Source organism: Ruegeria sp. ANG10, from assembly GCF_040705255.1.
Classification (GTDB): Bacteria; Pseudomonadota; Alphaproteobacteria; order Rhodobacterales; family Rhodobacteraceae; genus Ruegeria.
Genome location: NZ_JBFCVU010000001.1, coordinates 21,999 through 41,451 on the forward strand (window position 1 = coordinate 21,999; position 19,453 = coordinate 41,451).

General features: G+C 57.9%; 19 protein-coding genes. 18 read left to right on the forward strand and 1 reads right to left on the reverse strand.

Annotated elements, in window-relative coordinates; translation table 11 throughout:
• Nucleotides 1-78: 78 nt before the first annotated feature.
• From secY to rplQ, 6 genes are all read left to right on the forward strand, one after another.
• Nucleotides 79-1,443 carry a preprotein translocase subunit SecY gene (gene secY / locus AB1A64_RS00200; protein ID WP_058283501.1) on the forward strand — a complete coding sequence of 455 codons (1,365 nt, stop codon included), beginning with the start codon at nucleotides 79-81 and terminating at the stop codon, nucleotides 1,441-1,443.
• A complete protein-coding gene (locus tag AB1A64_RS00205) occupies nucleotides 1,440-2,084 on the forward strand; it encodes an adenylate kinase (protein ID WP_170351670.1) in 645 nt (214 codons plus the stop codon). The genes secY and AB1A64_RS00205 overlap by 4 nt, the downstream gene beginning before the upstream one ends.
• Nucleotides 2,085-2,284: 200 nt before the next feature.
• Nucleotides 2,285-2,653 (forward strand): 30S ribosomal protein S13, encoded by a 369-nt coding sequence (gene rpsM / locus AB1A64_RS00210; protein WP_058272383.1) that lies wholly within the window; start codon nucleotides 2,285-2,287, stop codon nucleotides 2,651-2,653.
• 15 nt (nucleotides 2,654-2,668) lie between these two features.
• On the forward strand, nucleotides 2,669-3,058 hold the full coding sequence (gene rpsK / locus AB1A64_RS00215) for a 30S ribosomal protein S11 (RefSeq protein ID WP_008757289.1): 390 nt from the start codon (nucleotides 2,669-2,671) through the stop codon (nucleotides 3,056-3,058).
• A gap of 114 nt (nucleotides 3,059-3,172) precedes the next feature.
• Complete coding sequence (locus AB1A64_RS00220; protein ID WP_058272456.1) at nucleotides 3,173-4,189, forward strand: DNA-directed RNA polymerase subunit alpha; 1,017 nt, start codon at nucleotides 3,173-3,175, stop codon at nucleotides 4,187-4,189.
• A 118-nt stretch (nucleotides 4,190-4,307) separates the two neighbouring features.
• On the forward strand, nucleotides 4,308-4,730 hold the full coding sequence (gene rplQ, locus AB1A64_RS00225; protein WP_366549544.1) for a 50S ribosomal protein L17: 423 nt from the start codon (nucleotides 4,308-4,310) through the stop codon (nucleotides 4,728-4,730).
• Nucleotides 4,731-4,810: 80 nt separating this feature from the next.
• On the opposite strand, the gene AB1A64_RS00230 is transcribed toward rplQ, so the two are convergent.
• Nucleotides 4,811-5,794 (reverse strand): TAXI family TRAP transporter solute-binding subunit, encoded by a 984-nt coding sequence (locus AB1A64_RS00230; protein WP_366549545.1) that lies wholly within the window; start codon nucleotides 5,792-5,794, stop codon nucleotides 4,811-4,813.
• A 123-nt stretch (nucleotides 5,795-5,917) separates the two neighbouring features.
• Here AB1A64_RS00230 and AB1A64_RS00235 point away from each other — a divergent pair, with 123 nt between their 5' ends.
• From AB1A64_RS00235 to AB1A64_RS00290, 12 genes are all read left to right on the forward strand, one after another.
• The gene (locus tag AB1A64_RS00235; RefSeq protein WP_366549546.1) at nucleotides 5,918-7,261 is read left to right on the forward strand and encodes a DUF3300 domain-containing protein; all 1,344 of its coding nucleotides are present in this window, start codon (nucleotides 5,918-5,920) and stop codon (nucleotides 7,259-7,261) included.
• A 1-nt stretch (nucleotide 7,262) separates the two neighbouring features.
• Complete coding sequence (locus AB1A64_RS00240) at nucleotides 7,263-8,153, forward strand: DUF2950 family protein (protein ID WP_366549547.1); 891 nt, start codon at nucleotides 7,263-7,265, stop codon at nucleotides 8,151-8,153.
• Nucleotides 8,154-8,283: 130 nt separating this feature from the next.
• Nucleotides 8,284-9,339, forward strand: a complete 1,056-nt coding sequence (locus AB1A64_RS00245) for a TauD/TfdA family dioxygenase (RefSeq protein WP_366549548.1) — start codon at nucleotides 8,284-8,286, stop codon at nucleotides 9,337-9,339.
• A 71-nt stretch (nucleotides 9,340-9,410) separates the two neighbouring features.
• The gene (locus tag AB1A64_RS00250; protein WP_366549549.1) at nucleotides 9,411-10,796 is read left to right on the forward strand and encodes a trypsin-like peptidase domain-containing protein; all 1,386 of its coding nucleotides are present in this window, start codon (nucleotides 9,411-9,413) and stop codon (nucleotides 10,794-10,796) included.
• A gap of 3 nt (nucleotides 10,797-10,799) precedes the next feature.
• Nucleotides 10,800-12,110, forward strand: a complete 1,311-nt coding sequence (locus tag AB1A64_RS00255) for a replication-associated recombination protein A (protein ID WP_366549550.1) — start codon at nucleotides 10,800-10,802, stop codon at nucleotides 12,108-12,110.
• A 109-nt stretch (nucleotides 12,111-12,219) separates the two neighbouring features.
• Complete coding sequence (locus AB1A64_RS00260) at nucleotides 12,220-13,263, forward strand: RluA family pseudouridine synthase (protein ID WP_366549551.1); 1,044 nt, start codon at nucleotides 12,220-12,222, stop codon at nucleotides 13,261-13,263.
• The gene (locus AB1A64_RS00265; RefSeq protein WP_366549552.1) at nucleotides 13,260-13,931 is read left to right on the forward strand and encodes an HAD-IA family hydrolase; all 672 of its coding nucleotides are present in this window, start codon (nucleotides 13,260-13,262) and stop codon (nucleotides 13,929-13,931) included. Before AB1A64_RS00260 ends, AB1A64_RS00265 begins: the two co-directional genes overlap by 4 nt.
• A gap of 4 nt (nucleotides 13,932-13,935) precedes the next feature.
• Nucleotides 13,936-14,643: an ATP12 family protein gene (locus AB1A64_RS00270; RefSeq protein WP_366549553.1), complete on the forward strand. Its 708-nt coding sequence runs from the start codon at nucleotides 13,936-13,938 to the stop codon at nucleotides 14,641-14,643.
• 208 nt (nucleotides 14,644-14,851) lie between these two features.
• The gene (locus AB1A64_RS00275) at nucleotides 14,852-15,871 is read left to right on the forward strand and encodes an amino acid ABC transporter substrate-binding protein (RefSeq protein WP_170351661.1); all 1,020 of its coding nucleotides are present in this window, start codon (nucleotides 14,852-14,854) and stop codon (nucleotides 15,869-15,871) included.
• Nucleotides 15,872-15,997: 126 nt separating this feature from the next.
• Entirely contained in the window at nucleotides 15,998-17,266 is a 1,269-nt protein-coding gene (locus AB1A64_RS00280; RefSeq protein ID WP_366549554.1) for an ABC transporter permease subunit, read from the forward strand.
• Between the two features lies 1 nt (nucleotide 17,267).
• Complete coding sequence (locus tag AB1A64_RS00285) at nucleotides 17,268-18,623, forward strand: amino acid ABC transporter permease (protein WP_366549555.1); 1,356 nt, start codon at nucleotides 17,268-17,270, stop codon at nucleotides 18,621-18,623.
• Nucleotides 18,624-18,635: 12 nt separating this feature from the next.
• Complete coding sequence (locus AB1A64_RS00290; RefSeq protein WP_366549556.1) at nucleotides 18,636-19,427, forward strand: amino acid ABC transporter ATP-binding protein; 792 nt, start codon at nucleotides 18,636-18,638, stop codon at nucleotides 19,425-19,427.
• Nucleotides 19,428-19,453: the final 26 nt, after the last annotated feature.

Genomic DNA, 19,453 nt, shown 5'->3' on the forward strand with positions numbered 1-19,453 from the left:
TAGTCCTCAGAGTTTTCCCAGACGCCGCCCGAGCCGGAAAACGGTTCCGGGCGGTGTTTTCATAAGAGAGACCGATTTATGGTATCAGCAGCAGAACAAATGGCAGCCAACACAAGCTGGTCTGCCCTTGGCAAAGCCACCGATCTGCGCAACCGCATCCTGTTCACGCTGGGTTTGTTGATCGTTTATCGCCTGGGCACCTTTATTCCGGTGCCGGGGATCGACGGGCAGGCCCTGCGCGAGTTCATGGAGCAGGCGGGGCAGGGCATCGGCGGCATGGTTTCGATGTTCACCGGCGGGGCGCTGGGGCGGATGGGTATCTTTGCCCTCGGCATCATGCCTTACATTTCAGCCTCGATCATTGTGCAGCTGCTGACATCTATGGTTCCCGCGCTCGAACAGCTCAAGAAAGAGGGCGAGCAGGGACGCAAGAAAATTAACCAATATACCCGTTTCGGCACCGTGGCACTGGCCACCGTTCAGGCCTATGGTCTGGCCGTATCGCTGGAATCGGGTGATCTGGCGACCGACCCGGGCATGTTCTTCCGTATGTCGACCATGATTACGCTGGTTGGCGGCACCATGTTCCTGATGTGGCTGGGTGAGCAGATCACCGCACGCGGCATCGGCAACGGTATCTCTCTGATCATCTTCGTCGGCATCATTGCCGAGGTTCCGGCCGCATTGGCGCAGTTCTTTGCCAGCGGACGCAGCGGTGCAATTAGCCCTGCAGTGATCGTGGGTGTGATCGTGATGGTTATCGCTGTGATTACCTTCGTGGTGTTCATGGAGCGGGCCTTGCGCAAGATCCACATCCAATATCCGCGCCGTCAAGCCGGTATGAAGATCTATGAAGGTGGTTCCAGCCACCTGCCGGTCAAGGTGAACCCGGCGGGCGTTATCCCGGCGATCTTCGCCAGCTCGCTGCTGCTGTTGCCGGTGACGATCTCGACCTTCTCGTCCGGTGCGACCAACGGGCCGGTGATGTCGTGGCTGCTGGCCAACTTTGGCCCCGGACAACCGCTGTACCTGCTGTTCTTCGCCTCGATGATCGTGTTCTTTGCCTATTTCTATACGTTCAACGTGTCGTTCAAACCGGACGATGTGGCGGACAACCTGAAAAAGCAGAACGGTTTTGTGCCGGGTATCCGTCCGGGCAAGAAAACCGCCGAGTATCTGGAATATGTGGTCAACCGCGTGCTGGTTCTGGGTTCGGCCTATCTGGCGGCGGTCTGTCTGTTGCCTGAAATCCTTCGGGGCCAGTTTGCCATCCCGTTCTATTTCGGAGGCACCTCGGTTCTGATTATCGTCTCTGTGACCATGGACACGATCCAACAGGTTCAGAGCCACCTGCTGGCGCATCAATACGAAGGGCTGATCGAAAAGTCCCAGCTGCGCGGCAAGGGTAAGAAACGCGGCAGGAAGGGACCCTCTCGTCGATGAACATTATTCTTCTGGGCCCCCCGGGGGCCGGTAAAGGGACGCAAGCGCGCCACCTGGTCGAAACACGCGGCATGGTTCAGCTGAGTACAGGTGACATGCTGCGCGAGGCCAAGACCTCGGGCACCGAGATGGGGCAGAAGGTTGCGGCGATCATGGATGCGGGCAAGCTGGTCACGGACGAGATCGTGATCGGCCTGATCGAAGAGAAGCTGACCACCGAAACAGGCGCCGGTTTCATCTTTGACGGCTTCCCCCGTACGCTGGCGCAGGCCGATGCCCTGGCGGCATTGCTGACCAAGCTGGGCCAGTCGCTGCACACCGTGATCGAGATGCGCGTCGATGATGATGCGTTGGTGGGCCGTATTACGGCGCGTTCGACCTGCGGCGGTTGTGGTGAGGTTTATAACGACATCACCAAACCAATCCCTGCGGATGGTAAATGCACCAATTGCGGTAAGGAAAATGACTTCCAGCGTCGTGCAGATGACAACGAAGACAGCCTGCGTACGCGCCTGATGGAATATTACAAGAAGACCTCGCCGCTGATCGGCTATTACTACGCCAAGGGCGATCTGCGCCCTGTGAACGGACTGGCGGATATCAAGGAAGTCACCGCGTCGATTGAGGCGATCCTTGGCTGATATCAATATGGGCTTGACGGCGTTGCCAAAAGCCCATATCGACCCCCATCCCTAAAGGGAATCAAGACCGCATGCGGGATTCGTCCCAATTGCCCCGACCACCTCGAATAATGCTGAACCCTCTGGCCTCACTGCCACGGTAAAGCGTTGTGAAAAAAGGTTCTGGAGTTACGGAACCGCAACGAAAAGGAAAGTGACACGTGGCACGTATTGCCGGCGTAAACATCCCGACTGCAAAGCGGGTACCTATCGCCCTCACATATATCACCGGTATCGGAAACACCTCGGCAAAAGCGATCTGCGAAGCCGTAGGTATCGACGCGACCCGTCGCGTTAACGAACTGTCCGACGCCGAAGTTCTGGCCATCCGCGAGCACATCGACGCCAACTTCACCGTCGAAGGTGACCTGCGCCGTGAAGTTCAGATGAACGTCAAACGCTTGATGGATCTGGGCTGCTATCGCGGTCTGCGTCACCGCCGCAACCTGCCGGTTCGCGGTCAGCGCACCCACACCAATGCTCGTACCCGCAAAGGCCCCGCAAAGGCCATCGCTGGTAAGAAGAAATAAGGGAGGGTCTGACTGATGGCACGTGATAAGACTCGCGTTAAGCGCAAAGAGCGTAAGAACATCGCATCGGGCGTTGCCCATGTGAACTCGACCTTCAACAACACCAAGATCCTGATCTCGGACGTACAGGGCAACGCCATCTCGTGGTCGTCTGCCGGTACTATGGGCTTCAAGGGATCGCGGAAATCGACACCCTACGCTGCTCAGATGGCTGCAGAAGATGCAGGCAAAAAGGCGCAGGAACATGGCGTCAAGACGCTGGAAGTCGAAGTTCAGGGCCCCGGTTCGGGTCGCGAATCGGCTCTGCGTGCGCTGGCTGCAGTGGGCTTCAACATCACGTCGATCCGTGACGTGACTCCGATTGCTCACAATGGCTGCCGCCCACCGAAGCGTCGCCGCGTCTAAGCGATTTTGAATTGAGCTGGGGCTGTGTTTTTGCACGGCCCCAGCACGTCATTTTGAACCTCGGGCGTCTGCACCTTGTTGGTCATGGGGCGCGGACAGGAATGGAGGGATTACATGATCCATAAGAATTGGGCTGAATTGATCAAGCCGACCCAGCTTGACGGCAAGCCGGGCAACGATCCCGCACGTCAGGCAACTCTGGTTGCCGAGCCGCTGGAGCGTGGCTTTGGTCTGACTCTGGGCAACGCGCTGCGTCGCGTTCTGATGAGCTCGCTGCAAGGCGCGGCCATCACCAGCGTCCAGATCGACAACGTATTGCACGAATTCTCGAGCGTCGCAGGCGTTCGTGAAGACGTCACCGACATCATCCTGAACCTCAAGCAAGTTGCCCTGCGCATGGAAGTCGAAGGGCCCAAGCGCCTGTCGATCAATGCGAAAGGCCCCGCAGTTGTCACCGCCGGTGACATCAGCGAAAGCGCGGGTATCGAGGTTCTGAACCGCGATCACGTCATCTGCCACCTGGACGATGGCGCCGACCTGTTCATGGAACTGACCGTCAACACCGGCAAGGGTTACGTCTCGGCTGAAAAGAACAAGCCAGAAGACGCGCCTATCGGCCTTATCCCGATCGACGCGATCTATTCGCCGGTCAAAAAGGTTGCCTATGACGTTCAGCCGACTCGTGAAGGTCAGGTTCTGGACTATGATAAACTGACCCTGAAGATCGAAACTGATGGTTCGATCACGCCGGAAGACGCGCTGGCCTTTGCCGCCCGTATTCTGCAGGATCAGCTGTCGATCTTCGTCAACTTCGACGAGCCCGAAGCGGCTGGTCGTCAGGACGAAGATGATGGTCTGGAGTTCAACCCGCTGCTGCTGAAGAAAGTGGACGAGCTGGAACTGTCGGTCCGTTCGGCAAACTGCCTGAAGAACGACAACATCGTTTACATCGGCGACCTGATCCAGAAGACCGAAGCCGAGATGCTGCGCACCCCGAACTTCGGCCGCAAGTCGCTGAACGAGATCAAAGAAGTGCTGTCCGGCATGGGTCTGCACCTCGGCATGGATGTCGAGGACTGGCCGCCCGACAACATCGAAGATCTGGCGAAGAAATTCGAAGACGCGTTCTAAGCGCGTCTTCCCCAATGCCCGGGCTTTCCGGGGACAATACGGGCACTTCCGCCCCAAGGAGAGCCGGTGACACGCATCGCCGGCCAGACAAAGCAAAACGCAAGATAGGAATTGAAAAATGCGTCACGCACGTGGTTACCGCCGCCTGAACCGTACTCATGAGCACCGCAAGGCTCTGTTTGCAAACATGGCTGGCTCGCTCATCGAGCATGAGCAAATCAAAACAACCCTGCCCAAGGCAAAAGAACTGCGCCCGATCATCGAAAAGCTGGTCACTCTGGGCAAGCGCGGCGACCTGCACGCCCGTCGTCAGGCCGCATCGCAGCTGAAAGAAGACCAATACGTCGCAAAGCTGTTCGAAGTTCTGGGCCCCCGCTATGCCGAGCGCCAGGGCGGTTATGTCCGCATCCTGAAAGCTGGCTTCCGCTATGGCGACATGGCCCCGATGGCAATCATCGAATTCGTTGATCGTGACGTTGACGCCAAAGGCGCAGCCGACAAAGCCCGCGTTGCCGCCGAAGAGGCAGCAGACGAAGAATAAGAAAGCCTAGCTTTCTGAATTCTGACCCCCGTGTCTGCGGACGCGGGGGTTTTTTTGTCGGCGGATAATTTTGCCTCGCCCTATTTGATCCAACCTTGTTCCTGGTAGTATTGGATCGCGCCCGGATGCATTGGCGCGGACAAGCCGTCGCGGATCATCTCAGACGGTTGCAGACTGGACAGGCTAGGGTGCCTGCGCCCCAAATCGCTTAGGTTTTCAAAGGTGGATTTGACGAAGGCATAGACATCCGCATCGGAAACTTCTGCGCTGCTCAGCAAAATTGCCTTGTAGCCAAGGGAGTTTGTCGGTGCGGTTATACTTGTATACACGTTTGCTGGAATTGTAGTTTTGCTGAGCGCGTCAGAACCCGCGACCAGCTTGTCAATCTGTTGCCCAGACAGATTTACGAAGTGGATTGGGCAAGTCTCAGCTGTCTTCTGGATCACACCGGACGGGTAACCAACAACTGCGGCCACGGCATCAACCTTTCCTGCGCACAGTGCGGAATACTGCGCTTTCATGTCCTTTGGTTTGACTGTTTGGAAAGCAGATACATCCCAATTCGCCGAGTCCGGGATTTGCTTGACTAAACGCGTCGCGGACCTGCCCAATCGGACACGCTTGCCGCTCAGGTCGCCAGCCGTGTGAATCCCAGCGTCTTTACGGGCAACAATGGTCAAGGGTTCGCTATGAACTGAAAACAGGGATCGTAGAGCTGGGTTCGAACCATTGGACTGAAAGTAGCCACCGCCGTTTAATGCCTGTTTAGCCCAGTCTGATCGCGCCACGACGATATCAAATTTTCCGTTTTGAAGCTTAGGCAGGTTTTCTGTCGGGCCATTCGTCGCCTTGGCCTGACATTTGTAGCCGATTGTTTCTCGGGTAAAGGATTTGCAGATCAGATCGCCGATTTGGAAATAATACCCGCCCTTTCCCCCTGTACCGACAGTTATCCTGCTATCCGCAGCCTGAGAGGCAGGCGCGATCAATCCCGAAAGTATAGCGATGATTGCAAATGAAAGGCGAGGACGAGTGAGCCTGTTCTGGCTGAAAGTTTTAAACATAAAATTTCCGTTCTAAGTAGTAATTGCGGGGGTATGTTTCCCGCGCCACCGCTGCCCGTCAATGCGAATTGTTGCCAGAATCGCAATCTTGGGTGATCCTTTAAGAAATTAAAGGATCGCAATATGTTTAGGTATCTGATTTTTGCGCTCGGTATTGGCGCTTCAACCGCGCTTTATGCCCAGGAAACATCCGATGATCCCGCGGCCGAAGAAACGTCAACCGACCAATCCGATCTGTTGACAGATGCAGAGCTGCAAACGCTGGTTGCGCCGGTCGCTCTTTATCCAGACACGTTGCTTATCCAGATATTTGTCGCCGCTACCCAGCCATTGGAGATTGTGAAGGCCGAGCGTTACCTGCTGGACAACGCCGACCGTGACCCGGCCGAGTTGGAGCCGGAAATCGATGCCATGGGTTGGGATCCTTCGGTCAGTGTTCTTGCTACGGCGTTTCCCGAAGTTGTCGGGCAGATGGCCACCCATATTGACTGGACCGAAACCATGGGCACCGCGATGCTGGCCCAGTCCGACGATGTGATGGACGCTGTTCAGGTGATGCGGGACCAGGCGATCGACAGTGGCGCATTGGTCTCGGGGCCTGAACAAACAGTTGAAGTGGTCGAAGACGAAACAGTAGTCATCACGCCAACAAACACCGAGACGGTGTACGTGCCGCAATACAACCCCGAAACAGTTTATACCGGCCCATCGACGGGGGATGTGGTCGGTGCGGCGTTGCTGACCTTTGGCACGGTCGCACTAATTGACGAAATTTTTGACGACGATGACGATTGGTACGACTATTGGGGCTGTCGGAATTGCGGCGGATGGAATGGTCAACCCATCATCAGGAACCCCGATATCGACATTGATGTCGATCGCAACGTCAATATCGACAGAGATATTGATCTGGGGGACCGCACGGATATCGGATGGCAACCCGATCCTGACCGCAAAAAGCAGGCGCAGGATAAAATTTCGAACCACAAAAAACCCGAAAGTGGCCGTGGCGATCTGCCAGTGAACCGTCCCGACGGACGCACGGACGAGCTGCGCGCGAAACTGAGCCGCGAATCTGGTGCTGCCGATATCAGCCGGGATGGCGCCTCGCGCGAGCGGGCAGCAGCGGTTGCCGCCGGAGCGGGCGCAGGAGCCGTCGCTGGCGGTGCGCTTGCCAACCGGGACGGCGGAAAAAAGGACCTGCCACAGGTGAACCGGGGCAATGTCGACCGGGATAAGGCCGCAGCCAAGCAGCAAGCCGTCGAGCGCACCAAGCAAAGACCGGAGGCTGCGAAAAAGCCTGTCAAACAAAAGCCTCAAGCCGCCAAGAAGCCTCAGGCCCAGAAAACGGCTCAGCGCAAACCACAGGCCTCCAAGGGGCAGGCGATGAAGAAAAAGGCGTCAGGGAAGAGAACCCACAGCGCGTCCAATCGCGGCCACGCCGCCAAAGGAAAGCGGAGACGGTAAGATGCGTAAATCGGTTCTTTCTATTGTATTACTTGCGGCAACTGCCGGCGCGGCACTTTCGGATGGGGCTCGGTTTGACACACCGCAAACTGCCCTGGATGCCTTTGTTGGCGCCCTGAGGGCGGATGACCAAGGCAAGTTGCTGGAAATTTTCGGCCCCGAGGCGGAAGACCTGATTGGGACAGGTGATCCCGTCGAGGATCAGGAAAGGCGGCAGGAAGTGCTTGCCATGTACGACGAGGGTTACCGCTTTCAGCCCAATGAGGACGGTGTCGTTCTTGTGTTGGGCGAAGACAGCTGGCCTTTCCCAATCCCCATTTCACGAGGCGAAGACGGTTGGCAATTCGATCTCGAAGCCGGGATCGAGGAGCTTTCTGCCCGCGAGATTGGCTTGAACGAACTGGACGTGATCGAACTGCTTGAGGCTTATGTCGATCTTCAAGCTGCGTTCAGGCTGGTCGACCATAATGGCGATGGCGTTATGGAATTTGCGCAGACGATCATTGCCGATCCCGGAAAGCGAAACGGCTTGTTCTGGCCCGAAGAAGACAGCTTTGTCGGTGCGGCACTGGCCCGCGCGGCCGCTTCAGGCTGGAGTGATGGCGAGACAGATTATGACGCTGAACCCTTTCTTGGCTATTACTACACGGTCTTGCAGGGGCAGGGCCCAAATGCACCGGGTGGTGCTTATTCCTATTATGTCGGTGATAAATTTGTTGCTGGGCACGCCCTGCTGGCTGTGCCTGCCGAATATGGCGAAACCGGTATCCATTCCTTCCTTGTGGGCGAGAACGGAATTGTTTTCGAGGCGGATTTTGGCCCTGAGACACTGGAAACAACCGCGGAGATTACGACCTACGATCCCGGTCAGGATTGGTCGCCGGTTGAATGATGCGTGCGCCACCTGTTTGCAGGCGGACAGTACAGGTCTATCGTCTAACTAACGTCATTTCCGGCGATTTACGGCAATGTAAAACCATCTTTCCCGCGTTATCCTGTGAAATATGTGTGGAGTACAAATGATGACGGAAATATCCGAGATCCCCAGTGAATTCACAGGACCTTCCGCTTGGACCGGACAGGAGATGAGCGCGCGCGAGCATGAATGGATTGTCGACCTGTCGCCCGAGGATATCGCCGATCTTGAGCAAGCCGCCCGCCACTATCTGAGCTTGGGGCGCGACATCGGGGAAATTTCAAAAGCGGATTTCCCATTGCAGCGGTTTGACCGCCATCTGCAACATCTGCGCGACAAATTGATCAATGGGATAGGGTTCGAGTTGATCCGTGGTCTCCCGGTGCAATCGTACACGCAAGAGATGGCTGCGGCAATTTTTTGCGGGGCGGGGGCACATCTGGGGTCTGCGCGTTCACAGAACGCTCAAGGTCACATTTTGGGGCATGTCCGTGACATTGGCGCGGATGCGAATGATCCCAACACGCGGATTTACCAGACCCACGAACGGCAGACCTTTCACACGGACAGCGCCGATATTGTCGGGCTGCTATGTTTGCGTGACGCCAAAGAGGGCGGGGATTCACTGTTGGTCAGTGCCGAAACCATCTATAACCGGATGCGTGCCGAGTGCCCTGACCTGCTACGGCGTTTGTTCGACCCCATCGCGACCGACCGCCGTGGCGAAGTGCCGGAAGGTATGCAGCCATTCATGACGATCCCCCCATTTTGCTGGCACGACGGCAAGCTCACCGTGTTCTACCAGCGCCAGTATATCGATAGCGCGCAAAGGTTTCCTGATGCCATGCGCCTGACACCTGACCACGTCGCGGCTCTGGACAAGTTCGATGCGTTAGCAAATGATCCGGAATTCTATCTGACCATGCGGCTGCAGCCCGGAGACATGCAGTTCGTTTATAATCACTCTCAACTGCACGACCGGACAGGGTTCACCGACTGGCCGATTCCGGACGAGCGGCGTCATCTGTTCCGGCTTTGGTTATCCCCCGAGGGAGACCGCGAATTGCCCGAGGTTTTCATGCAGCGTTACGGAAATATAGATGTCGGCAATCGTGGCGGGATCATTACCAAGGGTACGCGGCTGCACGCTCCTCTGGACTGACCGCTACCAGATGCTTGCATTACGTTTCGCGCGGGCGCATATCCAACGCAACTTTGCAAGTTGAGGTCTTTATGTTCCGCGCGACACTTATCGCTCTTTCCTTCGCATGCGCCTCGGTTGCCACTGCGGACACCCGTGTGCCGCAATCACAATCCGAGATATCGTTGGGTTTTGCCCCGGTGGTCAAAGAGGCCTCACCGGCGGTCGTCAACATCTATGCTAAGATCGTGCGGCAGGGGCGGGCTAACCCGTTTTTCTCGGACCCGTTTTTTAGGGATTTCTTTGGCGGCGGCTCGGCCGAACCGCGCCCGCGCGTTCAGAACTCATTGGGGTCGGGGGTGATCCTTTCGCAGGATGGTTACGTCGTTTCGAACTATCACGTGGTTGGTACGGCCACAGAAATTCGCGTGGTAACAACGGATCGGCGGGAATATTCGGCGCAGGTGGTGCTGGGCGACAAGGAAAGCGATATCGCCATTTTGCGCCTGCAAGAGGCCGACGAGCTGCCGTTCCTGGAACTGCGCGATTCCGATCAAGTCGCGGTGGGAGAGCTGGCGCTGGCCATCGGTAACCCGTTCGGCGTGGGTCAGACCGTGTCGTCGGGCATCATCTCGGGGCTGGCCCGGACCGGGGCTGCGACCGGCAACGCGCGCGGTTATTTCATCCAGACGGATGCGGCGATCAATCCGGGAAATTCGGGCGGTGCGCTGATTGACGTGAACGGGGACCTGATCGGGATCAACACGGCCATTCTGACCCGCTCGGGCGGATCAAACGGCATTGGATTTGCGATCCCGGCCAATTTAGTGGCCGAGTTCCTGCGGCAAGCGCAGGAGGGCAATGACCATTTCATCAGCCCTTGGGCGGGAATGGCAGGTCAGCATATGAGCGCTGATATCGCCGAGTCGCTGGGTCTGGTGATCCCGTTGGGCGTGGTAATCTCTGACCTGCACCCCCTTAGCCCGCTTGCCGATGCAGGGCTGCGCGTCGGTGACGTGGTGACCCACGTAGACGGGGATGAAGTAAACTCTCCGGCCGAGATGAAGTTCCGCATGTCGGTGGCGGGCGTCGGCGGCACATCGATCGTGACCCGGTTGCGCGGCGAGGAAAGCTTGGATCTGGAAGTAGCCCTTGTCCGGGCACCCGAGACCCCGTCAGCCGATGAGACCACGCTGGATGATCAGACGGTCATGCCTGGGCTGACGGTCTCACGCGTTAATCCGGCGGTCATCACGCGGCTGGGGCTGGTGCTGTCGCAAACCGGCGTTGTTGTGGTGGACGCAGGCCGATACGGAGGGCGGTCTGGGCTGCGTGTGGGTGATGTGGTTAATGGCATCAACGGTGCGCAAATCGACCACCCGCAGGACATAGTCGATGCGCTGACCGATCCGGGGCGCAGGTTGAATTTTGACATCCTGCGCGGTGGTCGTTCGGTTTCCCTGCGGTTCCGGTTGTAGCGCGTGAGCGATCTGTTCGACACCGGGGCCGCCGCGCCCGCACCGCCTGCGCATCGCCCGCTAGCGGATCGGTTGCGACCGCAGACACTGGCTGAGGTGATCGGGCAGGAACAGGTTCTGGGCCCCGTCGCGCCACTGGGGGTCATGTTGGCCTCGGGCAGCTTGTCCAGTTTGGTGTTCTGGGGGCCTCCGGGCGTGGGTAAAACAACCATCGCGCGGTTGCTGGCGCAGGAAACCGATCTGCATTTCGTTCAGATCAGCGCGATATTCACTGGCGTGCCGGACCTTAAGAAAGTGTTCGAGGCCGCCAAGATACGCCGTCAGAACGGGCAGGGCACGCTGCTGTTCGTGGACGAGATCCACCGTTTCAACAAAGCCCAGCAGGACGGGTTCCTGCCGCATATGGAGGACGGAACGATCCTGCTGGTCGGGGCCACGACCGAAAACCCGTCCTTTGAACTGAACGCCGCTGTACTTAGCCGGGCACAGGTGCTGGTCCTGGAACGGCTCAGCCTAGCTGATTTGGAGCGGCTGACCCAACGGGCGGAAAAAGAGCTGGACCGCGCGTTGCCACTGACAGGCCCTGCTCGTGAGGCGCTGCAGGAAATGGCCGATGGCGACGGGCGCGCGCTGTTGAACCTGATCGAACAGATCGCCGCGTGGAAGGTCGATGCACCGTTGGATCCGGATGCTTTGTCGACCCGATTGATGCGCCGTGCGGCGAAATACGACAAATCAGGGGATGAGCATTACAACCTGATCTCGGCCCTGCATAAATCGGTGCGTGGGTCGGACCCGGACGCGGCGCTGTATTGGTTCGCGCGGATGCTGACGGGGGGCGAGGATCCACGCTATTTGGCGCGGCGGATCACCCGGATGGCGGTTGAAGATATCGGCCTGGCCGACCCGCAGGCACAGGCGATCTGTCTGCAATCCTGGCAAACCTATGAACGGCTGGGCAGCCCTGAGGGCGAGTTGGCCTTGGCGCAAGCGCTGGTTTATTTGGCCTTGGCCCCCAAATCGAACGGTGCGTATGTCGGATACAAAGCCGCCATGCGGTTGGCCAAGCAATCGGGCAGTGAACCGCCGCCCAAACATATCCTGAATGCGCCGACCTCGCTGATGAAGGATCAGGGCTATGGCGCGGGCTATGCCTATGACCACGACGCCGAGGATAGCTTTTCAGGTCAGAACTACTTTCCCGACGGTATGGACCGGCCTGAACTGTATCAGCCGGTCGAACGTGGGTTCGAACGCGAGTTGAAAAAGCGGCTGGATTATTTCGCCAAGCTGCGGGCCCAGCGCAACGGGTAAGGTCGGCTTGACTCTTGCGGTGCGGCAGGCCACAGACGCGCATGTTTTCTAGGACACGTACAGACAGGCTTAGCGCGCGGACACGTCGCGCGACGCAGGGGATATCGGCATGAGCGGCGTACAGATGATCACCGTGGCAGAAGGTGACGGCGACCAGCGGTTGGACCGGTGGCTTCGCCGCCTGTTTCCCCATGTCAGTCAGGGGCGCATCGAAAAGATGTGCCGCAAGGGCGAGCTGCGGGTTGAAGGTGGGCGGGTGAAAGCCTCGACCCGGCTTGAGGCCGGTCAGGTCGTGCGCGTGCCACCCTTGCCTGATGCCGATCACAAACCCGCCGAGGTCAAACATCGTATCTCAGATGCCGACGCCAAGATGATCCAGTCCTGTGTCATCTATCGCGATGATCACGTTCTGGCACTGAACAAGCCCCAAGGTCTGCCGGTGCAGGGCGGCAGCGGCCAGACGCGCCATGTGGACAGCCTGTCCGAAGCGCTGCGGTTTGGATATGATGAAAACCCCCGCCTTGTGCATCGGTTGGATAAGGACACCTCGGGCGTGTTGCTGATGGCGCGCACTCGCGAGGCGGCCAAAGGGCTGACCGCCGCCTTCCGTCACCGCGACACTCGCAAGATTTACTGGGCGCTGGTCGCTGGGGTGCCGACGCCGTATCTGGGTGAGATCAAGACCGGGCTGGTCAAAGCCGCAGGCCACGGCAAGCACGGTGAGGGTGAAAAGATGATCCCCGTGCATCTGAACGAAATCAACGACACGGCGGGTGCGAAACGGGCGCACACTCTCTATGCCACGCTTTACCGGGTGGCTGGACGCGCTGCATGGGTGGCGATGGAGCCGATCACGGGCCGCACGCATCAGCTGCGCGCGCATATGGCCGCAATTGGGCATCCCATCATCGGCGATGGCAAATACGGCGGCTCGGGTCAGGAAAATCTTGGTGACGGGTGGGGCGCGCAACTGGGCGGTATCATCAGCAAGAAATTGCATCTACACGCACGGCAGGCCTCGTTCCAGCATCCCACCACGCGCAAGACCATCACCATTAGGGCGCCATTGCCGGATCACATGAAGCACAGCTGGGAGACCTTCGGCTGGACCGAAGATCTGGCCGCTGATGATCCGTTCGAGGAACTGCAATGAGCGCACCGCTGCGTCTGGTGCTGTTCGATGTGGACGGCACCCTTGTCGACAGTCAGGGCAGCATCGTTGCGGCGATGACCGCCAGTTTTCAGGCGCTGTCCCTGCCGGTGCCTGACCGCAACGCAATTCTGTCCATTGTTGGTCTGTCCCTGCCCAACGCGATGGCACAACTGGCGCCAGAACATTCGGATAGCGATCAGCAGCGTCTGGTCGAGGGGTATAAACAAGCCTATCACGCGCACCGTCTTGAACAGGGCGCTGCAAGCTCTCCGCTTTATCCTGGCGCGCGGGACGCCATTGAGGCGCTGCACGCGGTGCCCGAAGTTTTGCTGGGTGTGGCCACCGGTAAGTCCCAGCGTGGGCTGGACGCGTTGATCGAGGCGCATGGGCTGGAGCGTTATTTCTTGACCCGGCAGGTTGCGGATCATCACCCGTCGAAGCCGCACCCTTCGATGATCGACACCGCGCGCAGTGAAACCGGGGTGGATGCGGCCAACACGGTCATGATCGGCGACACCAGATTCGACATGGACATGGCCCGCGCCGCCGGGGTGGCGGGCATCGGTGTCAGCTGGGGCTATCACGACCGATCCGCTCTGGACGGTGCAAATTGCGTAATTGAAACCTTTGACCAGCTGCCGCGGGCGCTGGACGATATCTGGACCTGACAACATGAGCGATTGGAAACCCAAGCGATTTTGGACCGAAAGTGCGGTGGTCGATGCCGAGGGGGGATTCACCGTCGAACTGGACGGTCGCCGCGTAAAAACTCCGGCCAAAGCGGCCTTGGTCCTGCCCACACGGGCCATGGCCGAACAAGTGGCTGCGGAATGGGATGCGCAGGAAAAAGAGGTCGACCCGGCCAAGATGCCGTTCACACGATCGGCCAATGCGGCCATCGACAAGGTCCGCCACCAACACGCCGAGGTTGCGGACATGCTGGCCGACTATGGGGATTCGGACTTGCTGTGTTATCGCGCGACCCACCCGCAAGAGTTGCAAGAGCGTCAGGCCGAGCAATGGAACCCGGCCTTGGACTGGGCGGCCGAGGAACTATCTGCACGGTTGCTGCCCGTGGCTGGTGTGCTGCATCAGCCGCAATCGGAAAAGGCTTTAAACACCCTAAAGCTGCGTGTTCATCAGCTTAACGATTTTCAACTGGCCTCATTTCATGACCTTGTCAGCCTGTCGGGCTCGCTTGTTCTGGGTTTTGCGACTGCTCTGAATTGGCGCGATGTAGAAGAAATCTGGCAAATTTCCAGACTGGATGAAATTTGGCAGATTGAGCAATGGGGCCATGACGATGAGGCTTTTGACGTAGCGGAAACCAAAAGGGCGGCTTTTTTGCACGCTAAAAGGTTTTTTGACCTCTCGATTTGATCCTTAACGCCCAGATTTTCCAACGTCGGACGAGTCATCCTTGAATTGACTCATCGTTTTCCCTGATCCGGGCCTTGACGTTTGTTTATGAATACGCCCAAACTCGTTCCCACTAAAGGGGAGACACCTTTGGGGAAACCTTTCTGGTGCCAAAGGTGCCGGACAGAGCCGTCTCTGGATAGGGACGGGAAATCAGGAAGAGGTAAAAATGAAAAAATCCGTAATCTTGGGCGTGGCAACCATCGCCGGCCTGGCTGCTGGTGCGGCTGCGGCGGGGACTGCTGATGATGTCAAGGCGCGCGGCAAACTGAACTGTGGCGTGGCGACCGGTGTTCCCGGCTTTGCCAGCCCGGACGCCAATGGCGAATGGCAGGGCTTTGACGTGGCCGTGTGCCGCGCCGTTGCAGCCGCCGTTCTGGACGATCCGACCGCTGTAGAATTCATTCCGACCACCGGTAAGACACGCTTTACCGCGCTGGCTTCGGGCGAGATCGACATGCTGGCCCGTAACACCACTTGGACCTTCAGCCGCGACGTCGACCTGAAGTTCGAATTCGTCGGTATCAACTACTACGATGGTCAGGGTTTCATGGTTCCCAAGGCTCTGGGCGTCAGCTCGGCCAAGGAACTGGACGGCGCGACGGTCTGCATCCAGACCGGCACCACGACAGAGCTCAACCTGGCGGATTTCTTCCGCATCAACAACATGAGCTATGAGCCGGTTCCGATCGAAACCAACGCCGAAGCGCAGCAGCAGTATCTGGCTGGTGCCTGTGACGTCTACACCACCGACGCATCCGGCCTGGCGGCAACTCGTGCCACCTTTGAAAATGCTGGTGATCACGTGATCCTGCCCGAAATCATCTCGAAAGAGCCGCTGGGCCCGCTGGTTCGTCATGGCGATCACGAATGGGGCGATGTGGTCCGCTGGACCCTCAACGCACTGATCGCGGCGGAAGAGCTGGGTGTAACCTCGGCCAACATCGACGAGATGTCCAGTGGTGCCACCGACAACCCAGAGGTAAACCGCCTGTTGGGTACCGAAGGTACGCTGGGTGAGATGCTGGGTCTGGACGCGAACTGGGCACAGCGCGCGATCAAAGTTGGCGGCAACTATGGTGAAGTGTTTGCCAAGAACATCGGTGAGGAAACCCCGATCGGTCTGGCACGCGGCCTGAACGCACAGTGGACCGATGGCGGCCTGCTGTACGCACCGCCGTTCCGCTAAAAGCCACGGAAAAGGGCGCAGGGCAACCTGCGCCCTTTTTCCTTCCATAAGAAACACGCCCGGAAAGTTAGGAGCAGAGAAAAACTCTGCCGGCTAAACCGGGATTGACGGGGAAATACATAGGTCATGACGACACTCACTGACCCGCCGAAGGAGCACTTCCGGCTGTCCATGCTCCTTTATGATACGCGGTACCGATCTGCGACCATTCAGGTCATAGCGATGATCGGTTTCATGCTTCTGGCAGCCTGGATTATTAACAACACTATTCAGAACCTCGAAACGCTTGGCAGAACGGTCGGGTTCGACTTTTTTGCCGAACCGGCCAGCTATGACATCAACCAACGCCTGCTGGAATACGACTCGCGCGATACCCATCTACGTGCGGCGTTTATAGGCCTGCTAAACACGCTGGTCGTTGCAGTTCTGGGCTGTATCACGGCAACGATCATCGGCGTTATGGTCGGTGTTTTGCGTCTGTCGAATAACTGGCTGATCGCGCGGATCATGACGGTTTATGTCGAAATGTTCCGCAACGTGCCAGTGCTGCTTTGGATCGTGTTCGCCATGGCGATCCTGATCGAAAGCCTGCCGGCACCGCGCGCCTTCCGGGGCGAAAACCCAGAAGCCACGATGGATCTTTTCGGCACGGTCGCGGTGACCAATCGCGGGGTCTATATCCCCGAATTCCTATTTTCGCGTGGTTTGGGTGACATCCACCTGTTCGGCACGTCGAGCCTGCGGTTCGATGTTTCGCTGGACCTCATCGCTTTCCTGATCGTGCTTGGCGGCAGCATCTTCACAATGCGCAAAGTGTCGGCCTGGGCCAATGCGACGCAGGAAAAGACGGGTGACCGTCCGACCATCTGGCACATCCAGCTGGGTTTGCTGTTCGTTCCGTCGATCATTCTGCTGACAGTGCTAGGCTTTCATCTAGGCTACCCCGAGTTGAAAGGTTTTAACTTCACCGGTGGCACCCATATGCGGAACTCGTTGATCGCATTGTGGCTTGCCCTGTCGCTGTACACTGCGGCTTTCATCGCCGAGATCGTTCGCGCCGGTATTCTGGCAATCTCGAAGGGTCAGACCGAGGCCGCATCCGCACTGGGCCTACGCCCGGGTCGAACCATGCGTCTTGTGATCCTGCCGCAGGCGTTGCGGGTGATCATCCCGCCGATGATCTCGAACTATCTGAACCTGACCAAGAACTCGTCGTTGGCGATCGCGGTCGGATATATGGACATCACGGGTACTTTGGGTGGCATCACCATGAACCAGACCGGCCGCGAGCTGGAATGCGTTCTGCTGCTGATGCTGGTCTATCTGTCCATCTCGCTGAGCATTTCGGCGGTGATGAACTGGTACAACAACCGTGTCAAACTGGTGGAGCGGTAATATGAGTGATGTTTCATTTGTCCGCACGGAAATGTTGCCGGAACAGGCACCACCCGCATCCGAGGTCGGTGTGCTGGGATGGATCAGGCATAACCTGTTCTCAAGCTGGCTCAACGCCATCCTGACCTTAATCTCGCTGTATTTCATCTACTATGTGCTCTCCAACATTCTGTCCTGGACGTTCGAATCCGTTTGGAACGCCAATTCCCTGTCGGAATGTCGCGAGATCATGATGGCGACATGGGGTGATACTCATGGCCATGCCTGCTGGGGTGTTATCAAGGACCGGTGGCTGCAATTGCTGTACGGGTTCTATCCGCCTTATCCGGCGCATCCGGACGCGACGTGGTCCAACCCACCTGAATCAGGCGGCTGGCCGGCCTATTTCCGGCCGAACCTGACTTTCATCCTGTTGCTGGTTGCTATTGCGCCGGTGTTGTTCACCAAAGTGCCGCGTAAGCTGTTGTTCGTAACGGCGGCCTATCCGTTCCTGCTGCCTTGGCTAATGTGGGGCGGCAGCATCTGGGGACCGCTGATGGTCGCTGCCGGGTTTGCCATCGGATATATCGCCTACAAAGTCGTGCTTCCTATGGCAGGGTCCCTGACGGCATTGATCCTTGCAATTGCGCTGCCCATTCTGTGGTGGTTGTTTGCAGCGGGCTCAGTTGCTGACGCAATCAACTCTGTCATTCCGATTGGCATCGCGACAGTCGAAAGCCGCGACTTCGGTGGCTTTATGCTGGCGATCTTGTTGGGTGTTGTGGCCATTGGTGTCTCGCTGCCCATTGGTATCGTTCTGGCGCTGGGTCGGCAGTCTGATCTGATGATCGTCAAATACCTGTGCGTGGGCTTTATCGAGTTCATCCGCGGCGTGCCGCTGATCACTCTGCTGTTCGTGGCCTCGCTGCTTTTGAACCTGTTCCTGCCGCCGGGTACAAATTTTGACATCATCCTACGAGTGATGATCATGATGACCCTGTTCTCGGCCGCCTATATGGCCGAGGTGATCCGGGGTGGTCTGGCAGCCTTGCCGCGTGGTCAGTACGAAGGGGCCGACAGTCTGGGCCTTAACTACTGGCAGGCCCAACGGTTGATCATCATGCCGCAGGCGCTAAAAATCTCAATCCCGGGCATCGTGAGTACCTTTATCGGCATTTTCAAGGACACCACGCTGGTCTCGATCATCGGTCTTTTCGACGTGATCGGCCTGACCAATGGCATCCGCGCCGATACCGCTTGGAATGGCGTCTACTGGGAGCTGTTTGCCTTTATCGGCGTACTGTTCTTCGTCGTCTGCTTCTCCATGTCCCGCTATTCCATGTATCTGGAGCGCAAGCTTCAGACTGGCCACCGTTAAGGAGTTCAACCCATGTCTGAACTTGCAATAGAACGCGAAATCGACCGCTCGAAGATGCAGGTGAGCGACGAGGTCGCCATCGAAATCACCAACATGAACAAGTGGTACGGGTCCTTCCACGTGCTGCGCGACATCAATCTGACCGTCAATCAAGGCGAGCGGATCGTTATCGCGGGGCCGTCGGGGTCGGGTAAGTCCACGTTGATCCGCTGCCTGAATGCGCTGGAGGAACACCAGCAGGGCAGGATCGTTGTGGACGGGACCGAACTATCGAATGACCTGAAAAACATCGACAAGATCCGGTCTGAGGTTGGCATGGTGTTCCAGCACTTCAACCTGTTCCCGCACCTGACCATTCTGGAAAACTGCACGCTGGCCCCGATCTGGGTGCGCAAGACGCCCAAGAAAGAAGCCGAAGAGCGTGCGATGCATTTCCTGGAAAAGGTGAAAATCCCTGAGCAGGCCGACAAATACCCCGGTCAGCTTTCGGGCGGTCAACAGCAGCGTGTGGCGATTGCCCGCTCGCTCTGCATGATGCCGCGGATCATGTTGTTCGATGAGCCGACATCGGCGCTGGATCCTGAGATGATCAAAGAGGTGCTCGACACCATGATCGAGCTGGCCGAGGAAGGTATGACCATGCTGTGCGTGACGCACGAGATGGGCTTTGCCCGTCAGGTTGCCAACCGCGTGATCTTTATGGATGCCGGTCAGATTGTGGAACAGAACGAACCGGAAGAGTTCTTCAACAACCCGCAAAGCGAGCGGACCAAACTGTTCCTCAGCCAGATTCTGGGCCACTGATCCCAGCGAATCGGACGAAAAGGCGG

Coding starts and splice junctions, on each gene's coding strand:
- AB1A64_RS00285 (WP_366549555.1), top strand. CDS start 17,268: ATGAGTGATGTTTCATTTGTCCGCACGGAAATGTTGCCGGAACAGGCA.
- AB1A64_RS00250 (WP_366549549.1), top strand. CDS start 9,411: ATGTTCCGCGCGACACTTATCGCTCTTTCCTTCGCATGCGCCTCGGTT.
- AB1A64_RS00270 (WP_366549553.1), top strand. CDS start 13,936: ATGAGCGATTGGAAACCCAAGCGATTTTGGACCGAAAGTGCGGTGGTC.
- AB1A64_RS00275 (WP_170351661.1), top strand. CDS start 14,852: ATGAAAAAATCCGTAATCTTGGGCGTGGCAACCATCGCCGGCCTGGCT.
- rplQ (WP_366549544.1), top strand. CDS start 4,308: ATGCGTCACGCACGTGGTTACCGCCGCCTGAACCGTACTCATGAGCAC.
- AB1A64_RS00245 (WP_366549548.1), top strand. CDS start 8,284: ATGACGGAAATATCCGAGATCCCCAGTGAATTCACAGGACCTTCCGCT.
- rpsK (WP_008757289.1), top strand. CDS start 2,669: ATGGCACGTGATAAGACTCGCGTTAAGCGCAAAGAGCGTAAGAACATC.
- AB1A64_RS00235 (WP_366549546.1), top strand. CDS start 5,918: ATGTTTAGGTATCTGATTTTTGCGCTCGGTATTGGCGCTTCAACCGCG.
- AB1A64_RS00220 (WP_058272456.1), top strand. CDS start 3,173: ATGATCCATAAGAATTGGGCTGAATTGATCAAGCCGACCCAGCTTGAC.
- AB1A64_RS00205 (WP_170351670.1), top strand. CDS start 1,440: ATGAACATTATTCTTCTGGGCCCCCCGGGGGCCGGTAAAGGGACGCAA.
- AB1A64_RS00290 (WP_366549556.1), top strand. CDS start 18,636: ATGTCTGAACTTGCAATAGAACGCGAAATCGACCGCTCGAAGATGCAG.
- AB1A64_RS00265 (WP_366549552.1), top strand. CDS start 13,260: ATGAGCGCACCGCTGCGTCTGGTGCTGTTCGATGTGGACGGCACCCTT.
- AB1A64_RS00230 (WP_366549545.1), bottom strand. CDS start 5,794: ATGTTTAAAACTTTCAGCCAGAACAGGCTCACTCGTCCTCGCCTTTCA.
- AB1A64_RS00280 (WP_366549554.1), top strand. CDS start 15,998: ATGACGACACTCACTGACCCGCCGAAGGAGCACTTCCGGCTGTCCATG.
- AB1A64_RS00260 (WP_366549551.1), top strand. CDS start 12,220: ATGAGCGGCGTACAGATGATCACCGTGGCAGAAGGTGACGGCGACCAG.
- AB1A64_RS00240 (WP_366549547.1), top strand. CDS start 7,263: ATGCGTAAATCGGTTCTTTCTATTGTATTACTTGCGGCAACTGCCGGC.
- secY (WP_058283501.1), top strand. CDS start 79: ATGGTATCAGCAGCAGAACAAATGGCAGCCAACACAAGCTGGTCTGCC.